This is a genomic window from Yersinia canariae, assembly GCF_009831415.1.
Lineage (GTDB): Bacteria > Pseudomonadota > Gammaproteobacteria > Enterobacterales > Enterobacteriaceae > Yersinia > Yersinia canariae.
Genome location: NZ_CP043727.1, coordinates 2,615,548 through 2,635,394, shown reverse-complemented (window position 1 = coordinate 2,635,394; position 19,847 = coordinate 2,615,548). Strand labels below are relative to the sequence as shown.

Here is a 19,847-nt window from a genome sequence, read left to right as displayed (position 1 = left end):
TGCAGTCAGCAAGGGATCTTGAATATGATGATCATTCGCCCGGTAGAACGCCGCGATTTAGCCGATATTCTTGAATTGGCTGGGAAAACTGGCGTTGGCATGACCTCACTGCCACAAAATGAGCAGCACCTCGCCGCGAGAATTGAGCGCGCAATAAATACTTGGCAAGGTTCTTTGGCTGTCGGTGAACAGGGCTATCTGTTCGTGCTGGAAGATACTGAGCGCGGGAAAGTGGTGGGGGTTAGCGCTATTGAAGTGGCTGTTGGGATGAATGATCCTTGGTATAACTTCCGTGTGGGCACTCTGGTTCATGCCTCTAAAACCCTCAACGTATATAAATCTGTACCGACCCTGTTTTTGAGCAATGACCACACCGGTTACAGCGAGTTATGCACACTATTTCTCGATCCCGAATACCGTAAGGATAAAAACGGCCCCTTCTTATCAAAAACCCGTTTTCTGTTTATTGCTGCCTTTCGCCAATATTTCTCGCGCAAAGTGATTGCGGAAATGCGTGGTTATACTGATGAGCAAGGCCGTTCGCCATTTTGGGAAAACGTCGGCCGTCACTTTTTCGCTATCGAATTTGCTAAAGCAGACTACCTGAGTGGAACAGGGCAAAAAGCGTTTATTGCGGAATTGATGCCCAAACATCCGCTGTATGTGGATTTTCTGGCAGAGGAAGCCCGTGCGGTGATAGGTCAGGTTCATCCTCACACCGCGCCAGCGCGTGCGGTTTTGGAAACAGAAGGCCTGCAATATCAGGGATATGTGGACATTTTTGATGGCGGCCCGACATTAGAAGCCAATACCGATGAAGTGCGGGCGATACGCGATAGCAGCAAGCGAACAGTGATTATCGACGATATTGACATTGACCCCAGCGGCACCGCTTATTTAGTGTCCAATGACAGTTATCAAAACTTCCGCTCGATATTACTCAACACACATCTATCAGACGAATTTCTGCATTTAACATCTGAAAATGCCGTAGCGCTGGGTGTGGTGGCGGGCGATTCGGTTCGGATAATTAGCCTCTTTGCTCCGGAGACAAAAAAATGACCCATCCCGCACTGTTTATTCAGGGTGAATGGCGCACCGGCAAAGGTGCTCATTTTGACAAACATGACCCAATGGATCAGCAATTATTATGGCAAGCGCGCGCGGCCGATAGCACTGATGTCGCCACTGCCTGCCGCGCCGCGCGGGACGCGTTCCCAGCTTGGGCACGAACGCCACTGGAACTGCGAGTGGCGATTGTTCAACGTTTTGCCGCATTGCTCGAACAACATAAACAGCAACTGGCGCGCACCATTAGCCTGGAAACCAGCAAACCTCATTGGGAAACCCTGACGGAAGTGCAGGCCATGGTGGGTAAAGTGGCCATTTCATTGCAAGCCTACCAAACCCGCACGGGGAGCAGTCAAACCCCGATGGCCGAGGGGGTTTCAGTGCTGCGTCACCGGCCACATGGGGTGTTAGCCGTATTTGGCCCTTATAACTTTCCAGGGCATCTGCCAAATGGGCATATTGTTCCCGCATTGCTGGCGGGCAATACGGTGGTATTTAAACCCAGTGAACTGACCCCAGTGACAGCCGAGGAAACGGTTAAATTATGGCAGTTGGCCGGTATTCCAGATGGTGTCCTCAATTTAGTGCAGGGCGGGCGCGAAACTGGCGAAGCGTTGGCGGCGCAGCCTGATATTGATGGCTTGCTATTTACCGGCAGCGCCAATACCGGTTATCACTTGCATCGGCAGTTAGCGGGCCAGCCAGAGAAAATTCTGGCGCTCGAGATGGGAGGCAATAATGCTCTCATCGTCGAGCAGGTCACCGATTGTGATGCGGCGGTGAACTTGGCGATTCAGTCCGCTTTTATCTCTGCCGGCCAGCGTTGTACTTGTTCGCGCCGTCTGTTGGTTAAAACTGGCGCTCAAGGGGATGCATTCCTACAACGTTTTGTTGCGGTGGCCAAAGCCCTGCGTATCGGGCGCTGGGATATGCAACCGCCTCCTTTTATGGGCGCGGTTATTTCTTCTCAGGCGGCTGAAAAAATGTTGGCCGCCCAGCAACATTTGCTGGCGTTAGGGGGGAAATCCTTATTGACCATGACCCGCCCCGATAGCCAAAGTGCTGTTTTGACACCGGGCATCATTGATATCACCGGCCTTAGCGATGTCCCCGATGAAGAGTATTTTGGTCCGCTGGTGAGTGTTATCCGCTATAGCGATTTTAGTCAGGCGCTAAAAATAGCGAATCAGACCCGATTTGGTTTAGCCATCGGCCTGGTGTCAGAAGACAGGCAACAGTTTGAACAATTGATCCTTGAAGCGCGCGCGGGGATTGTTAACTGGAATAAACCTCTAACGGGGGCCTCCAGTGCCGCGCCATTTGGCGGTGTTGGCGCGTCGGGGAATCATCGACCAAGTGCATTTTATGCCGCTGATTATTGCGCCTGGCCTATGGCATCACTTGAAAGTGAAAGTCTGACACTGCCGGCAACTTTGTCGCCGGGGATTTCTTTTGATTTACCTGATTAGCCAATAGCTTGTGAACGGAGAATATGATGGCAGGATATGAAGTTAACTTCGATGGATTGGTTGGTCTGACACATCATTATGCGGGGTTGTCTTTTGGCAATGAAGCTTCGACCAAGCATCAAAATGCTATCTCTAACCCTCGACTGGCCGCAAAGCAGGGCTTGTTGAAAATGAAAGCGCTGGCAGATTTGGGCTACAAACAAGGGGTTTTGCCACCACAAGAGCGCCCTGCGCTGGGGGTTTTGCGCCAGTTGGGGTTTTGCGGCTCAGATGAACAAGTCTTGAGCGAAGTGGCACGCAAATCTCCCCGCCTGTTGTCAGCGGTCAGTTCAGCATCCTCAATGTGGACAGCTAATGCGGCGACGGTATCGCCCTCTGCTGACAGCGCCGACAGCCGAGTTCATTTCACTGTCGCCAACTTGAATAATAAATTTCATCGGGCTATCGAAGCAGAAACAACATCAGCAATATTAAGAGGTGTGTTTAATAACCATCGCCACTTTGTTCATCATGCCGCCTTGCCTTCTGTCGCGCTATTTGGCGATGAGGGCGCGGCTAACCATAATCGTTTGGGCGGAGAGTATGACCATCCAGCGATTCAGGTCTTTGTTTATGGCCGTCAAGGGCTAGAAAGTGGGGCTGCGCCTACTCGATATCCTGCTCGCCAAACATTGGAGGCCAGTGAGGCGGTGGCGCGATTGCACCTGTTGGACCCGGAGCGGGCTGTTTTTATACAGCAGAATCCAGCAGTGATCGACCAAGGAGTATTTCACAATGATGTCATTGCAGTCAGTAATCAGAACGTATTATTCCACCACCAACATGCATTTGTTCCTGACCCCAAGATAATGGATGACCTTCGCCGTAAGATGGGACGAATTGAGCAACAGCTGATAACAATTGAAGTGCCCGCTGCGCAGGTTTCTGTCACTCAGGCGGTATCAACTTATCTGTTTAACAGCCAGTTATTGAGTAAACCGAATGGCAAGATGCTGTTAGTTATTCCGCAAGAATCACAAGATAGCCCCGCCGTGTGGGGGTATCTGTCTGAATTGATTAACAGTGGTGGCCCGATTGATGAAGTTAGAGTCTTTGATCTGCGCGAAAGTATGCGCAATGGCGGTGGGCCGGCCTGTTTACGATTACGTGTTGCGCTCAATGAAACAGAGTTACAGGCGGTAAATAGCCGAGTGATGCTGACCCCAGCACTGTTTGTTGCACTGAATAATTGGGTCGACCAGCATTATCGTGACCGCTTGCAGTTTAAGGATTTAGCTGATCCGCAGTTACTGCAAGAAGGGCGGCAAGCATTGGATGAACTGACGAAAATACTCAACCTGGGGTCGATATATCCGTTCCAATGTCTTTAACGGAAACATCGGAATCTGTCGGTAAGTATAGGAAATTAAAGGGATAATGATGCAAGATTTTCTGTCAGTCACTCTATCGGGTCATCCACCATCAGTCACACACAGTGAAACGCCAGGTATTAAATGGCAATGGCTGGATGAGGGGGTATTGATGCTGACACCTCAGCATGGCTATACGCAATCAGTCGTGCTATCGGCCGGTATTCACGGAAATGAAACAGCGCCAATTGAAATCCTAAACCAATTAGTCTCAGACTTATTAGCTGACAAATTGACGTTGGCAATACGTCTGCTAGTGATATTGGGCAATCCAGCGGCCATCAGAGCCGGAGAGCGCTATCTCACTGCCGATATCAACCGCATGTTTGGTGGTCGCCACCAGAATTATTTGCCAGCAGATGAGGCTCGGCGGGCCGAATCCCTCGAACAATGGGTCGGGGAGTTTTTTGCGACAGCCCCTCAATCTACACGGCTGCATTATGATTTACACACTGCGATTCGTGGCTCTTATCATACCCGCTTTGGCTTATTACCCTACCAAACCACACCCTATTCGGCGGAAATGTTGCGCTGGCTAAATGATAGTGAATTAGAGGCGTTAGTCATGCACACCTCCGCGGGGGGAACTTTTGCCCACTTCAGCAGTGAATTTCATCAGGCGGCAAGTTGCACGCTGGAATTAGGTAAGGCACTGCCTTTTGGGGAAAATCAGCTCAGACAATTTAGCGCTATCACTGCGGGTTTACGGGCATTAGTCAGCGGTGAACAGCGGCCTAAGCGCTCTACCGAGGCCATGATATTTTATCGGGTAGTGAAATCACTGCTTAAGCAACACGCTGATTTTAAATTATGGGTAGCGGATGACACAGTGAACTTCACTCGCTATCCGCAAGGAACCTTGCTGGCCGAGCAGTTGAATGAGTGTTACCGCGTTGAACATGAATATGAATGGATTTTATTTCCAAATCCACGGGTCGCACTGGGATTACGTGCAGGGATCATGTTGGTGCAAATGGCTGAGAGTGAATTATCAAAAGCATAAGTTAGACCATATTACCAATACCGCCCTAAATAGTTACGCGGGGTAATATCACTATGGGGCGTTTTACTTAAGCTAAATTTAAAGCGAAATATTTTATTTGGCATGCAAAAAAGTGAACTCATAACATCAATAGCTCATTTTATACTCATTAAATTAAAGATTATCTCATTCTGTTTTATATAAGTAATGGGGCGTTTTATAAAACCCTCTAATTATCCCCTCTTTTAAACCCACACTTTTTATAAACCTATCAATCCAGTTTATGTTTCAATTTTCATTTGTTGCACCAAATAGGATATTAAGCCTGTTATGTCCTGCTCTTTAAATAGCCGGAAAATTGCTTTTTATATATAAAAAATAGAATAGAAGTGTGATATTAACTCCATTTTACAAATCTAATCACGTAAAAGAACAAAAAAGAAACAAATTGAAATGACTTTGCACTAAAATGGTGCTAATGCACTGTTTTGGTTATATGTAATTACTTAAAACTACAGTTAATCAATAGGTTATGGAAAGTTCCATTAAAAACATTTTGTTACAATTGATTACCTGTTTATACCTATATATCTTCAAATTTACCGTTTTAACTTTTCGTGCTTAATGATAATGTCTATTCGCTTTACAAAGACAGGTAACTATAAAAAATTAAAAATTAACTTTTATGAGGCTAAAAAATTAATTTAGCCCGCGGGTTGGTTTTATTAAAATTTAAAGGAAAAATAATGATGAAGCGCAGTGTTCTGGCCTTGGCGGTCACCTTGAGTATGGTTCCTACTCTTTCAAACGCAGCAGAAATTTATAATAAAGACGGCAACAAGCTGGATCTTTATGGCCGCGTAGCCGCTAAGTATCTCTTCTCAAATCATAATAACGCCGATGATACTTATGTGCGTTTTGGTTTTAAGGGCGAAACACAAATCAATAGCCAATTGACTGGTTTCGGTCAGTGGGAATATAACGTAGCGGCAAAAAATGCTGAGTCTCAGGGTGATAAAGGTAATAAAACCCGCTTAGGTTTTGCAGGTTTAAAATTTGCTGAATTTGGCTCTTTTGATTATGGCCGTAATTATGGCGTAGTGTATGACGCATTAGCATATACCGATATGCTGCCAGAGTTCGGTGGCGACTCAATCGCTTACACTGACAACTACATGACTGGCCGTTCAACCGGTCTGGCAACTTACCGTAACTCTGACTTCTTCGGCATGGTAAAAGGTCTGAATGTTGCCGCTCAGTATCAGGGCCGCAATGATGATGGCGATACCAGCAAAAATGAGCGCGCAATTCAGAAAGCTAACGGCGACGGCTTCGGTTTGTCTGTTGATTATCAAGACATTGAAGGCAGTGGCATTGGTGTCGTAGCTGCATATTCTAACTCTAACCGTACTCTGGGGCAGAAAACGCTGGCTAACAGTGCTAGCGGTGACAAAGCTCAAGCTTGGGCTACCGCGCTGAAGTATGATGCGAACCAGGTTTATCTGGCAGCAATGTACGGCGAAACCTTGAATATGACGCCATACAAAGCATTGATCGCGAACAAAACCCAGAACGTAGAATTGGTTGCTCAGTATCAATTCGAAAACGGCATTCGTCCATCTATTGCTTATGTTCAGTCTAAAGGTAAAGATCTGGATGCAGTGGGAAGTGCTGATTTGCTGAAATATGCTGAAGTCGGTGTGACTTACTACATCAATAAGAACATGTTTGCCTATGTTGATTACCAGATTAACTTGCTGGATCAAGACAACAACCCATTGGGTCTGGGCACAGACGATACTGTTGCTGTTAACTTGACTTACCGTTTCTAAGTTAACTTAAACAGTAAATATTACCCTTTTCTGTGTCGGAAATAGGTGAATTAAAAAGGCGGGGTTATCCCCGCCTTTTTTGTATTTAAATATTCAGGTGGTTAGGTGCTGAGTTTTATCACAGATCAGCGCGAATAGTGATGCTCACCCCACGCCAGCATGGTGTTTACCAATTGTTGGAGTAACTTTTGTAAGTGACTCGCTCGTTCTGGTAGATAGGAATAAGGTTCAGTTTCAGACATATAGTTTAACTGTGATAATTCAAGTTGCACCGCATGTTGGTGGTTCTGCGGTAAACCATATGCCCGAGTTATATAACCACCTTTAAAGCGGCCATTTAATACATAACTAAATGTAGATTGGTGCTCGCAACATTCTATGAGTTGTTTACTTAATGATGAGTCACAACTGGCACCGCTGTTAGTCCCGAAATTCAAATCTGGCAGTTTCCCATCAAATAACCTCGGGATAACTGAGGCAATCGAATGAGCATCTAACAATAATGCATAGCCAAATTTGGCTTTAAGACGCACCAGCTCGCTCTGAAGTTGCTGGTGGTAAGGGTTCCAAATATGTAACAAATAGGATTGACGCTCTTGCGAAGAGGGGGTTTTACCCGGCATAAAGCATGGACGTCCATCGAACAGTGTTTCAGGGAACAAACCCGTGGTTGCCGTAGTATAAAGCGGCTGATCATCTTCTGGGCGATTCAGATCAACCACCAAACGGGAGTAATTTCCGATAACTATGCTGGCACCAATGTTGCGGGCGAAGTCATAAAGACGAGGTATATACCAGTCTGTATCTGATAACGGGCGAGCTGCATCTGTCAGCCCGGCTTCAACGGCAGGAGTCAGGCGCGTCCCTGCATGCGGAATACTGATTAATAAAGGCAGTTCTCCGGCCTGGAAGTTTAGCGGGTCAATTAGATTCATAGACGAGTATCTCCTTGAAAAACCACAGACACAGGTAGTTGACCACCTAGCCAGTAAGCCAGTTCAGCAGGGCGTGATAATGGCCAATGAACCCAATTGGCCAACTTACCGGTTTCCAGTGTTCCCTGACTATCTTGTAACCCCAAAGCTTGAGCAGCATGACAAGTGACACCCGCTAGCGCCTCTTCCGGCGTCATACGGAATAATGTGCATGCCATATTGAGCATCAATCGGAGAGAGAGTGCGGGAGATGTTCCCGGATTGGCGTCACTGGCCAATGCCATTGGTACGTTATATTGGCGAAATAATTCCACAGGAGGGCATTGTGTTTCCCGCAATAAATAATATGCTCCTGGCAACAATACCGCGACAGTACCGGCATTAGCCATTGCCTGAACATCTGGCTCTGTTGCATATTCAAGATGATCTGCTGACAGGGCATTAAATTTGGCGGCAAGAGTGCTCCCATTCAATGATGAGAGCTGTTCAGCATGCAGTTTGACGGGTAAACCCGCTTGTTGTGCAGCTAAGAATACGCGCTCAACTTGTGCTGGTGAAAATGCGAGATGCTCACAAAATGCATCAACAGCATCGGCTAACTTTTTGTTTGCGACTTCAGGAATAATGGAGTCACAAACAAAATCAATATAGTCATCATCACGGCCCGCAAACTCGGGTGGCAAAGCATGAGCGGCCAGGCAGGTTGCTTTAACCGTTACAGGCAATAATTCACCTAACCGCCGAGCGACGCGGAGCATTTTCATCTCACTTTCAAGGCTAAGACCGTAACCGGATTTAATTTCAATGCAGGTCACACCTTCAGCGAGTAGGGGCTTTAGACGAAATAGAGCTTGTTCTAATAATTGTTGCTCACTGGTATTTCGCGTTGCTCTGACCGTTGACACAATGCCGCCACCATTAGCTGCAATTTCTGCATAGCTAACGCCATTCAGACGTTGCTCAAATTCGGCACTCCTGTCACCACCAAACACCAAATGTGTATGACAATCAATCAATCCGGGAGTAATCAAGCCGCCGGGGTAGACAACTTCACGTGAAGCATTGAGTTCGGGTAATTCACTATATGGCCCGATCCAGACTATTTTACCTTCAGTAACCGCCATAGCGCCTTGCGGGATCAGGTGATATTTCCCTCCACGCATGGTCACGATATCGGCACCGTACCATAAACTGTCGCAGTGAATCGTTGACACCATCTGACTCCCTAAGATGTACAGAATTAAGTTGTATATACAATCATGGACAACCTAGCGCATAAATTCACTATCGGCAAGATAGGTATTTAAACAATTGCGTAACACTTCGCAGTTCTCGAAGAGAAATAAAATTGTTCAGGACGTGACGGTACCTTGTGGGGTAAAACGGCCATAGAGTTGATAACGGGAGCCAGGATAAAGCAGTTGAGCTGCCGTCACGATTGCTTTTCCATACCAAGTTCTCCGACGAATCAATAGGCAGGGTTCATGTTCACTTAATTGTAACAATTGGCGCTCAAGTGGATTTGGTATCACGGCTTCAACAATATGCTCACCTTCAGTAAGCGGAGCGACTTGGGTGAGGTAGCTGTAAGGGGTTATTTGGCTGAAATCCTGCTTCATATAATTGGGCGCGGTACTTGGATTGACACAACGATTTTCGACCTGAATGGGAATGTCATTCTCATAATGAACAATTTGCGAGTAGAACAGTTGCTGGCCAGGCTGAATACCAAGAGCAATCGCCTCTTCAGCGCTTGCTGGCCGCGCCTCTAGCTGCAAAATTTTACTGCTGTGACGATGACCACGCGCAGTAATTTCGTCAGCAATGTTATGCACTTCCAGTAAGGCACTGTGCGCTTTTGCTTCAGCAACGAAGGTTCCCACTCCTTGCATTCGGATGAGAAAACCTTCACTGGTGAGCTCGCGTAACGCCCGGTTGATAGTCATACGACTGACCCCCAACTCGGCGACAAGCTCACTCTCTGAAGGGACGCGTTGATGGGGTTGCCAGACACCTGTTCTGATTTGGCGGGTGATAGCCAACTTAACCCGTTGATAAATAGGTGCAGGAATATCGTCCATTGCGGGACTCAATTGTAAGGCTGTTTGCTGTTCCGCCACGACGTTAACCTCGTCAGATAAGAAATTATACGCTAAGTCTACGGTTGAATTTAGCGGGTGTATATGTATATACAAGTGAGTGATTTAATTAATTGACGCAGCTGCTGCTCAGCGCGTTTGACTATGAACTAAATATTGGGATATCGCTATGCCAGTTTATTTTACCAAACGTGCTTTTTTAGCTGATGGGTGGGCGGATGATGTACAGATTACTGTTAACGAACAGGGGAATATTCAGCACATTATGGCTGGCAGCAGTGACGCCGGCTGCTTGATCCTCTCCGGGCCGATAATACCCGGCATGCCCAATCTCCACTCCCATGCTTTTCAGCGCATGATGTCTGGGTTAGCCGAAATTGCCGGTAATCCGCAGGATAGTTTTTGGACTTGGCGAGATTTAATGTATCGATTAGTTCAGCAATTGACACCAGAGCATGTCGGTGTGATTGCCCGCCAGTTGTATATCGAAATGCTAAAAGGCGGCTATACCCAGGTCGCGGAATTCCATTATTTACATCACAGTGCCGATGGTAATCCATACAGTGATCCAGGTGAAATGACCTCGCAATTAAGCCAAGCGGCACATGATGTGGGAATAGGAATGACTTTATTACCCGTCTTGTATAGTTATGCGGGGTTCGGAGGTCAACCTGCGCAACAGGGGCAACGGCGCTTTATTCAAAGTACAGAAAACTATCTCAAGCAGCAGCAAGTTATCAGTAAACAACTAGCGAATCGGCCCCTGCAAAACCACGGTTTATGCTTCCATTCATTGCGCGCAGTCGAGCTGAGTCAGATGCAAGAAGTCTTACAAGTTTCGGATAAACAATTACCTGTACATATTCATATTGCGGAGCAACAAAAAGAGGTTAACGACTGCCTTGCCTGGAGCGGTCAACGGCCAGTGGCATGGTTGTATGACCATTTACCGGTCGATAGCCGTTGGTGTTTGGTTCATGCTACGCATCTGGATGAATCTGAGCTTGTACGGCTGGCTAAAAGTCAGGCCATAGCCGGATTATGTCCAACGACGGAAGCCAATCTGGGGGATGGTATCTTCCCCGCAGTAGATTTTCTGCATCATCATGGGCGTTGGGGAATAGGTTCTGATAGCCATGTTTCTTTGAATGTTGTGGAGGAACTACGCTGGCTAGAGTATGGGCAGCGTTTGCGTGATCAGCGCCGTAATCGCCTGACAAATGAGCAATACCCTGCGGTAGCTGATTTACTTTATAGCCAAGCTTTAGCCGGGGGCCGGCAAGCTTGTGGCAGTAATATTAGTCAGTTAGCAGAAGGTTACCGAGCAGACTGGTTAGTTTTGGATGGTGATGATCCTTATATTGCTGGCACAGAATCTGTTTCATTATTGAATCGATGGTTATTTGCGGGGGATAAATCGCAAATTCGGGATGTTTATGTGGCAGGCAAAGCAGTAATAGTGGATAGATACCATCCAATGCAACAGCAAACTGCACAGGCTTTTCTGGCGGTATTGAAAGCCTGTCAACAGGAGGTCTGATGAGCTTTACTGTTTTTGATTTTGCTAATTTACCGGTTAGTCTCTGGCGAAACGGTGGTGGCGAAACCCGTGAAATAGCATGCTGGCCAGTCGGAGGGGATGATTTTGCCTGGCGTGCCAGCATCGCGACGATCGAGCAGGATGGCCCGTTTTCAGTATTTCCCGATATTGACCGGTCTATTACCTTACTCTCTGGTGACGGGGTAGTACTTTCCAGTCCTGATTGGGAGGCCCATACACTATCAACACCATTACAGCCGTTTACATTTCCTGGCGATATTCCCATACATGCGCGTTTACTTGGAGGAAGTAGTCAGGATTTTAATATCATGACTCGGCGGGGGAAGGTGCAGGCCAGTGTCATGTCTATTCAATCACAACAAGAACTTCCCGCATCGCATGGTGGATTAATCTATGTCGTGAAAGGAAAATGGCTTATCAACCATACCGAAACACATGAACTTGGCGCTTCGCAGGGCTGCTGGTGGTTACCGACTATCAAAGGGGGGCGCTTACAGCCACTGGTTACCGATAGTTGTTTGTTATGGGTAAGTTTGTTCCCAGAGCGGTAATTCATGCATTGGTTTGATCATTTCAATTATTGGATTTTTATACAACATATTGATTTTAATTGTAAATGTAAATATTTTTGTGAGAGTAATAGCCCGTATGCTTCATGGCTATTACTCTCTCTTCCCCTCACTGTTTTACCTCTATTTTCTCACCTCTTGAATGACATGCTGGCGGCTTTGTTGCTTGCTAAGTCTCGTGTTTACTCTTGCTGCGCGCTCAAATTAACAGCATTTGTTAGATCCCTGTCATAGTTTTGTTATTTGCACGGTTCAAAACACACATTTCGGTTGTTTGGTGTTAAAAATTTCAATAATCTTAATTATGAAATAAACGTTTAAAAAGAGAGGATGAAGCGCAATAGAGAAATAAGGAAAATATAATTTATTGTTTTAACTTGTTTATTTGTAAAAATAGGCCGGGGATGGGGCAGTTGCATTCACGGAAAGCGCATTGAAGTGCCTAATATAGCTATGTTTACGATGTGCTGAGTTAAGCAGTTGTAAAAAAATATATTTCAATATAAAGGCATCGATATGTTTATGCATTCCATTATTGAAGGGTATAGATCATGAAGCTGAAAAAAATCATTATTACCTCACTCGCTATCTGTATGCTGCCACTGGGCGCCTATGCTAAAGACCTTAAAATCGGTGTTTCCATGGCTTACTTCGATGACAATTTTCTGACAATATTGCGTCAGGCTATGCAAAATAAAATGAAAGAAGAGGGTAACGTTTCTGGGCAATTTGAAGATGCAAAAGGAGATATTGCTCAACAAATTCAGCAAGTAGAAAACTTTGTCAGCCAAGGTGTTGATGCCATTATTTTGAACCCAGTTGACACTCAAGGCGTGAAGCCGATGATCAAATTAGCTGAACAGGCAAAAATTCCGCTCGTTTTTGTGAATCGTCGCCCGGAGATAACCTTGCCAGCAGGTATGGCCTATGTGGGTTCAGACTCTGAACTTGCAGGACGCCTACAAATGGAAGAACTGGCAAAACTGATGGGTGGAAAAGGCAATGTAATGATTCTTATGGGTGAACTCTCCAGTGAGGCTACCCGTGATAGAACCCGTGGTGTCGAGAAAGTTGCTGCTCAGTACCCAGATATTCATATTATTGATAAACAAACAGCGAAATTCTTCCGTAAAGAGGCGGTTGATGTTACGACTGACTGGATCCTCTCCGGGCAGCCAATAGATGCGATTGCTTCAAATAATGATGAAATGGCCATTGGCGCTATCCTTGCATTAAAACAGGCGAAGAAAAAAGGTGTCGTTATCGGCGGTATTGATGGCACGCCAGATGCACTCGAATTTATTAAAAAAGGCGACCTTAATGTCAGTATTTTCCAGGATGCAAAAGGGCAGGGCGAGGGAGCGGTAGACACCGCGATAAAATTAGCATCGGGTCAGAAAGTAGAAAGTAGTGTAATGATCCCTTATCAACTTATTACTAAAGATAATTATCAAAACTTCGCGAATAAAAATAAGAAATAAATTTTTAGCTTCTCTGATATAGCGTGAATAAATAAAGCTCATTGAATAGACAGTATTTTTCAAGGCTGGGAACACATATAAAACAAAATGTGTTTCGCTCTATTCTAATGGGTAAATACACCGAATTTATTAGGTTGGTAAATTCGGTGATCTCCCAGAGTAAATGTGTTGAGATGATTATGGAGATAATGACATGTACCCTTACATTCTCGAGGCTGAAGGCATCAGTAAGCAATTCCCTGGTGTAAAAGCATTAAATAAAGTGGGCATTAAAATAAAAGCAGGTAGTGTCCATGCATTAATGGGAGAGAATGGCGCGGGGAAATCAACATTGATGAAGTGTTTGATTGGTATATACCATCCGGATGAGGGGACGATAAAAGTAAGAGGTGAAACAGTTACTTTTAACGATACTTTAGATGCACTCCATGCCGGGATTGCAATGATTCATCAGGAACTTAATTTAGTTCCACATATGACAGTTGCAGAAAATATTTGGTTAGGAAGAGAACCTGTTCAATACGGGTTTGTTAATCATGATTTGCTGAACAGGAAAACACAGGATTTATTACAGCATCTTAATATAAAATTAAAACCCAACATGATGGTGGGGGAATTAAATATTGCCAGCCAGCAGATGGTCGAAATTGCTAAGGCTGTCTCCTATGATGCTGATGTATTAATTATGGATGAACCGACCTCAGCTTTGACAGAGGGAGAGGTTTTCCACCTTTTTGCCATTATCAAAGAATTAAAAGAACAAGGGAAAGGTATTATTTATATTAGCCACAAAATGGATGAGATTTTTGAAATTACGGATGAGGTCAGTATCTTCCGTGATGGTCTGTTTGTTGCCACTGATAAAACCGAAAACCTAACAAAGCAATCGTTAATTACCATGATGGTGGGGCGAGAGCTGACTCATATGTTCCCCAAATTTAATAATAATATTGGCGAGGAAGTGCTGAAAGTCAGTGCGCTACGGCGTGATGGTCTATTCCGTGATATTTCATTTTCCGTGAAGCGGGGCGAAATATTAGGGGTTGCCGGGTTGGTCGGAGCCGGTCGCAGTGAAGTGATGGAAAGCTTATTTGGTATGCACCCGGCGGATGGCGGTGAAATTTTTATTGAGGGTTTACCTGTTAATATTGATTCCCCATCAAAGGCCATTGAGCAAGGATTAGCGTTTTTGACTGAAGATCGAAAAAAATCAGGACTATTTCTTGTTTTGTCTGTAGTCGAAAATATGAGCATTGTGAACCTTTCAGAGTATATCAATAAAAAAGGCTTTGTCAGTCATGGGCAAATGGCGCAAGACTGCATGGAGCAGATTAAAAAATTAAATATCAAAACCCCAACTATGGATCAAATTATTAATAACTTGAGCGGGGGGAACCAGCAGAAAGTCTTAATTGCTCGTTGGCTATTAGCTCAACCTAAAATACTTATTCTTGATGAACCTACTCGCGGTATTGATGTCGGGGCAAAATCAGAGATTTACCGTTTAATTAGCGAGTTGGCGAACCGTGGTGTGGCTATTATCTTGGTTTCTTCAGAGTTACCTGAAATTATCGGTATGAGTGATAGAGTCATGGTCATGCATGGTGGCCATATTACGGGAATATTAGATAAGCAAGATGCTAATCAAGAGAAAATAATGGCACTGGCCTCTGAATAATTGCAGAAGGGTTATGATAATGAATGATGTTAAATTTGACAAATCACTAACGACGGGTTCGATAAAAGAACATCCGTTTATGTCCGGGATAAAAAGTAAATTACCTAAAGATACCGGTATTTTTATTGTCATGATTGGTATTGCATTGATCTTTGAATTTTTAGGCTGGTTTATCCGTGACCAATCATTTTTATTAAATCCTAACCGATTATTATTGATTATTTTACAGGTTGCCATTATTGGTATTATTGCCGTTGGGGTCACTCAAGTTATTATTACCACCGGTATTGATCTCTCATCTGGTTCTTTAATTGCACTAACTGCTGTAGTTGCCGCCAGTTTGGCACAAACATCAGACAGTATATCACCTATGTATCCCCATTTATTAGATTTGCCTGCAGCTATTCCTATCACTGCGGGGATAGGTGTCGGGATATTATGCGGTTTTATTAATGGTTTTTTGATCACCCGTACAGGAATTCCGCCATTTATTGCAACATTGGGGATGATGGTTTCTGCCAGAGGGCTTGCCCAATATTATACCAAGGGCAACCCTGTGAGTTTTCTCTCTGATGATTTTACGGCTATTGGTCAAGGTGCCATGCCGGTAGTTATTTTCTTGGTTATTGCCGTGATTTTTCATATTGCCTTGAAGCATACCCGTTATGGTAAGTATGTGTATGCCATTGGTGGAAATATGATTTCTGCGAAAGTCTCGGGTATTAATGTTAATAAATATCTGGTGATAGTTTATACCATCGCCGGCGGGTTGGCAGGGCTTGCCGGTGTTGTGCTGGCGGCACGTGTTAGTAGCGGGCAATCTAGCATGGGCCAATCATATGAGCTCGATGCTATCGCTGCCGCAGTTATTGGTGGAAGTAGTTTGATGGGGGGCGTGGGGCGGATCACTGGCACGGTTATTGGGGCAGTGATTTTGGGGCTTATCAAGAGTGGTTTTACATTTATTGGCGTAGATTCATACATTCAAGACATTATAAAAGGGATCATTATTGTCAGTGCCGTGGCTATTGATATGCACCGTAATCGTAAAAAACGTTAGTAATTTGTCGTGAATAACGGTTGATTGCTGGTTATGTAATAATATAACATTACATAACCAGCAATCAGTCAGGAATTATTCATGTCAAAAAAATTGCCCTATCAGCCCATTATCACTATCACTCTTAGTATTTGCGTAGCATTGACCAGTTTTAATTCATTCGCTCACGGTAAACATAGTCATGGCCATGAGCATCAACAATCGGAAAGTGCGCGTAGAGCGAGTGAAGGTATTTTTGCAGATAAAGATGTGAAAGACAGGCCACTTAGTAACTGGGATGGTGTTTGGCAATCTATCAACCCTTATTTATTGAAAGGAGATTTAGACGCGGTCCTGATCAATAAAGCGAAAAAGGATAAAAAGAAGACAGTTGAGGAGTATAGAGAATACTATAAAAAGGGTTATGCCACTGATATTACTATGATTGGCATTGAAAACAACACCATTGATTTCCATACCCCAGAAGCCGTTAACTCCTGCCAATATAGCTACTCTGGCTTGAAAATAATGCATTATGATTCTGGTAAGAAAGGGGTGCGTTATTTATATGAATGCAAAGATTCTCACTCTAAAGCGCCTAGATATGTTCAATTTAGTGACCATATTATTGAACCGCAAAAATCCCATCATTTCCATATTTACATGGGTAATGAGTCACAAGAGAAATTGCTCAAAGAAATGGATAATTGGCCAACCTTTTACCCGATATCTCTAGATAAAGATGACATTGTTCACGAGATGTTACATCACTAAAAATATAAAAAGCCGCGCCAGACAATTGCGCGGTTTTGGTTTTAGCTGACAGTGTGATTTATCATGTCGTGATCCTGTCGTCTTGCACTGGACGAAAGAAATTAAAATTCAGCTGACGACTCCTGAAATCCGGCCTCGAAATCAAAGCTATTCCGATATGTGACATGTGTAGAACTAATTTTCATTAAAATTGAAATGTTGTTTTACTAGTGATATGTTCGCTATAATCAAGCCAAACAACACATTCAATGGATTCTGTTTCATTGACCCAATCGGAGAGAACATAATGAAAATTGCACTGATGATGGAAAACAGTCAGGCAAATAAAAACGCCATTATTCTGAAAGAGCTGAACGCTGTAGCTTCAGAAAAAGCGTACCCGGTATACAACGTAGGTATGAGTGATGAAAATGACCATCACCTGACTTATATCCATCTGGGGATTATGGCCAGCATCCTGCTTAACTCTAAAGCGGTTGATTTCGTGGTGACGGGCTGTGGCACGGGCCAGGGCGCAATGATGTCATTGAATATTCATCCAGGTGTCGTGTGCGGCTATTGCATCGATCCTGCTGATGCTTTCCTGTTTGCTCAGATTAACAATGGTAATGCACTGTCATTGCCATACGCCAAAGGGTTTGGCTGGGGTGCCGAGCTGAATGTGCGTTATATCTTTGAGAAAGCCTTTACTGGCGTGAAAGGTGAAGGTTACCCACTGGATCGCAAAGAACCGCAAGTTCGTAACGCCGGTATTTTGAATCAAGTGAAAGCCGCAGTAGTGAAAGACAACTATTTGGATACACTGCGTGCAATCGATCCAGAATTGGTGAAAACCGCCGTGAGCGGTGAACGTTTCCAACAGTGCTTCTTCGACAACTGTCAGGTTGATGAAATTAAAGCATTTGTAAAACAGATTCTGGCGTAACGATAGCATCAAGTGTTAAAAAAATGAGGCTCCTGAAAAGGAGCCTTTTGTCTATCTGCAACAAGACAAAATGAGGAAGAAAACTCCTGATTGGCTAGCACTTCGGTGATGTTCCCTGTGCAGGTAAATAGCGCAGTGGGTCAAGTGCAGTTGCCCGGTAGCGAATTTGGAAATGCAACATCAGGGTGTCTGTGCCGCTGCTGCCCATGGTGGCAATCTTCTGCCCAGCTTTCACATCCTGAGCATTTTTCACTAACATGGTGTCGTTATGGGCGTAAGCTGTGATGAAATCTTCACCGTGCTTAATCATGATAAGATTGCCATAACCCCGCAGTTGGTTCCCGACGTACACCACTCGCCCTTTGGCGGATGCATAAACTGGCTGCCCGCGTTTGCCCGCAATATCAATCCCTTTGTTACCACCATCGGCAGTAGAATATTTGGATATGACTTGCCCACTCGTGGGCCAACGCCAGCAACGACTTGCGCCAGGCGGTGGTGTTGATTTTGCCAGTGCGGTGTTAGTCGATTTGCGTTTATTCGATGTCAAACGCCCACTCGATGTTGAACTGTTGAGTTGCAGTTTTTGTCCAACTTCCAGTCTATAAGGGAGTTTTAGTTTGTTGATACGTGCAAGGTCACCCACTTCACTGTCACTGATCCAGGCAATGAAATAGAGGGTATCGCCCTTTTTAACAGTATAGGATTTGTCGTTGTAACTGCCCTTTGGCAGTTTGGCATAATCACGATTTGATTTGTTTGAGCACCCAGCTAATAGCAAGATAGCCATTGCATATACCGCCAACCGTGGCCACAACCGCATTCTGCTTTTCGTGTTCAAAACGTTTCCTTTGTCATCGTGATTTCAAATTCCCTCAGCCGCCTATAGTAACATTTGAACTATAGGCGTCAAAAGCCAGAACAGGATTATTACTAAGAATTTGAATCGTGACAGGCCTAATAATGACGTGAAAATTATTTTATGTCAGCCACAGGTGCTGCTCCGTAATAACAGCACAAACTCTTTATGATTGTTTTCATGCTATGCCCCGGTTATCCGAGGTAAAGGAAGTTTTTTGCGGTTTTAATGGGGGGTTACCCAGCAATGGCCGGGTAACATTTTAAGAGTATAGGATTTATAGCGAGGTCTCGGTTTCAGGGATGAGTTTATTGGCTGATCCACAAACAGTGATTTTGCTCCGCACAATATCTTTCATGGCATCCATGCCCACGCGCATGTAATAGCGGGGGTCATTACCTTGCGGATTATCACCAAACCATTTTTTCACCGCTGCGGCAAAAGCGATTTTTAATTCGGTTGCCACATTCACTTTGCATACACCCAACTCGATAGCGCGCCGGACATATTCATCAGGTACATCACTTGCGCCATGCAAAACCAGAGGGATATCGACAGTTTTGTGGATTTCTGCCAGTCGTTGGAAATCAATTTTAGGGCGCTTGGCGTATAGGCCGTGCGCAGTCCCAATGGCGACAGCAAGGCTATCAACACCGGTCAGCTCAACAAAACGGCGAGCTTCTTGTGGATCGGTGAGAAAAGCGCTCTCTTCATCGACATCCATATCATCTTCTACGCCGCCCAGCCGGCCTAATTCAGCTTCGACACTGCAATCGTGGCGATGACAAAAATCCACCACGGATTTTACCAGGCGCACATTTTCGCTGAATGGGAAGTGGCTGCCATCAATCATTGCGCTGCGTACACCGGCATTCACTTTGCGGCGGATATCGTCAAGGGATTCGTGATGATCAAGATGTAAGGCCAGCGGCATGCCGTAGCTTTCAGAGTAGGCCTCGCACAGCGCATAAATCTCTTCAAAAGCAATGTGTTTAAAGGTGCCCGGTGTACCCGCGAGTATCACTGGAGACTGCATTTCTTTGCAGACTTCGAGGATGGCCTGAATGGTTTCCGCATTATGGATGTTAAAGGCCGGCACGGCGTAGCGACGGGCTTGCGCATCCTGAAGCAGGTATTTGGTAGAAATAATGCTCATGTCATGCT

The 19,847-nt window shown here is 44.9% G+C and carries 17 protein-coding genes; 12 read left to right on the top strand and 5 right to left on the bottom strand.

What is annotated here, in order from left to right; all coding sequences use genetic code 11:
- Positions 1–24: 24 nt before the first annotated feature.
- The 5 genes from astA to F0T03_RS12145 all read left to right on the top strand — a co-directional run bounded on the left by astA (position 25) and on the right by F0T03_RS12145 (position 6,763).
- Positions 25–1,062, top strand: coding sequence for an arginine N-succinyltransferase (astA, locus tag F0T03_RS12165; protein ID WP_159678594.1), 1,038 nt, complete (start codon positions 25–27; stop codon positions 1,060–1,062).
- Entirely contained in the window at positions 1,059–2,540 is a 1,482-nt protein-coding gene (astD, locus tag F0T03_RS12160) for a succinylglutamate-semialdehyde dehydrogenase (RefSeq protein WP_159678591.1), read from the top strand. Before astA ends, astD begins: the two co-directional genes overlap by 4 nt.
- Positions 2,541–2,566: 26 nt before the next feature.
- Positions 2,567–3,910: an N-succinylarginine dihydrolase gene (astB, locus tag F0T03_RS12155; RefSeq protein WP_145555636.1), complete on the top strand. Its 1,344-nt coding sequence runs from the start codon at positions 2,567–2,569 to the stop codon at positions 3,908–3,910.
- Positions 3,911–3,959: 49 nt separating this feature from the next.
- Positions 3,960–4,952, top strand: coding sequence for a succinylglutamate desuccinylase (astE, locus tag F0T03_RS12150; protein ID WP_159680841.1), 993 nt, complete (start codon positions 3,960–3,962; stop codon positions 4,950–4,952).
- 725 nt (positions 4,953–5,677) lie between these two features.
- Positions 5,678–6,763, top strand: a complete 1,086-nt coding sequence (locus F0T03_RS12145; protein ID WP_145553702.1) for a porin — start codon at positions 5,678–5,680, stop codon at positions 6,761–6,763.
- A gap of 125 nt (positions 6,764–6,888) precedes the next feature.
- Here F0T03_RS12145 and hutG read toward each other — a convergent pair whose 3' ends face one another.
- The 3 genes from hutG to hutC all read right to left on the bottom strand — a co-directional run bounded on the left by hutG (position 6,889) and on the right by hutC (position 9,818).
- The gene (hutG, locus tag F0T03_RS12140; RefSeq protein WP_159678589.1) at positions 6,889–7,698 is read right to left on the bottom strand and encodes an N-formylglutamate deformylase; all 810 of its coding nucleotides are present in this window, start codon (positions 7,696–7,698) and stop codon (positions 6,889–6,891) included.
- A complete protein-coding gene (gene hutI / locus F0T03_RS12135; RefSeq protein WP_159678587.1) occupies positions 7,695–8,915 on the bottom strand; it encodes an imidazolonepropionase in 1,221 nt (406 codons plus the stop codon). Before hutI ends, hutG begins: the two co-directional genes overlap by 4 nt.
- 135 nt (positions 8,916–9,050) lie before the next feature.
- On the bottom strand, positions 9,051–9,818 hold the full coding sequence (gene hutC, locus F0T03_RS12130) for a histidine utilization transcriptional repressor HutC (RefSeq protein ID WP_159678585.1): 768 nt from the start codon (positions 9,816–9,818) through the stop codon (positions 9,051–9,053).
- A gap of 148 nt (positions 9,819–9,966) precedes the next feature.
- Between hutC and F0T03_RS12125 the strand changes: the two genes are divergently transcribed.
- From F0T03_RS12125 to F0T03_RS12095, 7 genes are all read left to right on the top strand, one after another.
- Positions 9,967–11,337 carry a formimidoylglutamate deiminase gene (locus F0T03_RS12125; RefSeq protein ID WP_159678583.1) on the top strand — a complete coding sequence of 457 codons (1,371 nt, stop codon included), beginning with the start codon at positions 9,967–9,969 and terminating at the stop codon, positions 11,335–11,337.
- Positions 11,337–11,909 carry a HutD/Ves family protein gene (locus tag F0T03_RS12120; RefSeq protein WP_159678581.1) on the top strand — a complete coding sequence of 191 codons (573 nt, stop codon included), beginning with the start codon at positions 11,337–11,339 and terminating at the stop codon, positions 11,907–11,909. The genes F0T03_RS12125 and F0T03_RS12120 overlap by 1 nt, the downstream gene beginning before the upstream one ends.
- Positions 11,910–12,478: 569 nt before the next feature.
- Entirely contained in the window at positions 12,479–13,408 is a 930-nt protein-coding gene (locus F0T03_RS12115) for a sugar ABC transporter substrate-binding protein (protein ID WP_159678579.1), read from the top strand.
- Positions 13,409–13,601: 193 nt separating this feature from the next.
- Positions 13,602–15,086 carry a sugar ABC transporter ATP-binding protein gene (locus tag F0T03_RS12110; protein ID WP_159678577.1) on the top strand — a complete coding sequence of 495 codons (1,485 nt, stop codon included), beginning with the start codon at positions 13,602–13,604 and terminating at the stop codon, positions 15,084–15,086.
- A 19-nt stretch (positions 15,087–15,105) separates the two neighbouring features.
- Complete coding sequence (locus F0T03_RS12105) at positions 15,106–16,146, top strand: ABC transporter permease (RefSeq protein WP_145553719.1); 1,041 nt, start codon at positions 15,106–15,108, stop codon at positions 16,144–16,146.
- 81 nt (positions 16,147–16,227) lie between these two features.
- Positions 16,228–16,899, top strand: coding sequence for a metal-binding protein ZinT (zinT, locus tag F0T03_RS12100; RefSeq protein WP_159678575.1), 672 nt, complete (start codon positions 16,228–16,230; stop codon positions 16,897–16,899).
- A 286-nt stretch (positions 16,900–17,185) separates the two neighbouring features.
- Positions 17,186–17,824: an RpiB/LacA/LacB family sugar-phosphate isomerase gene (locus F0T03_RS12095; RefSeq protein WP_159678561.1), complete on the top strand. Its 639-nt coding sequence runs from the start codon at positions 17,186–17,188 to the stop codon at positions 17,822–17,824.
- A gap of 94 nt (positions 17,825–17,918) precedes the next feature.
- Here F0T03_RS12095 and actS read toward each other — a convergent pair whose 3' ends face one another.
- Positions 17,919–18,647, bottom strand: coding sequence for an amidase activator ActS (actS, locus tag F0T03_RS12090; RefSeq protein WP_162527035.1), 729 nt, complete (start codon positions 18,645–18,647; stop codon positions 17,919–17,921).
- A 313-nt stretch (positions 18,648–18,960) separates the two neighbouring features.
- Complete coding sequence (gene kbaY, locus F0T03_RS12085) at positions 18,961–19,839, bottom strand: tagatose-bisphosphate aldolase subunit KbaY (RefSeq protein ID WP_159678557.1); 879 nt, start codon at positions 19,837–19,839, stop codon at positions 18,961–18,963.
- Between the last annotated feature and the right edge of the window lie 8 nt (positions 19,840–19,847).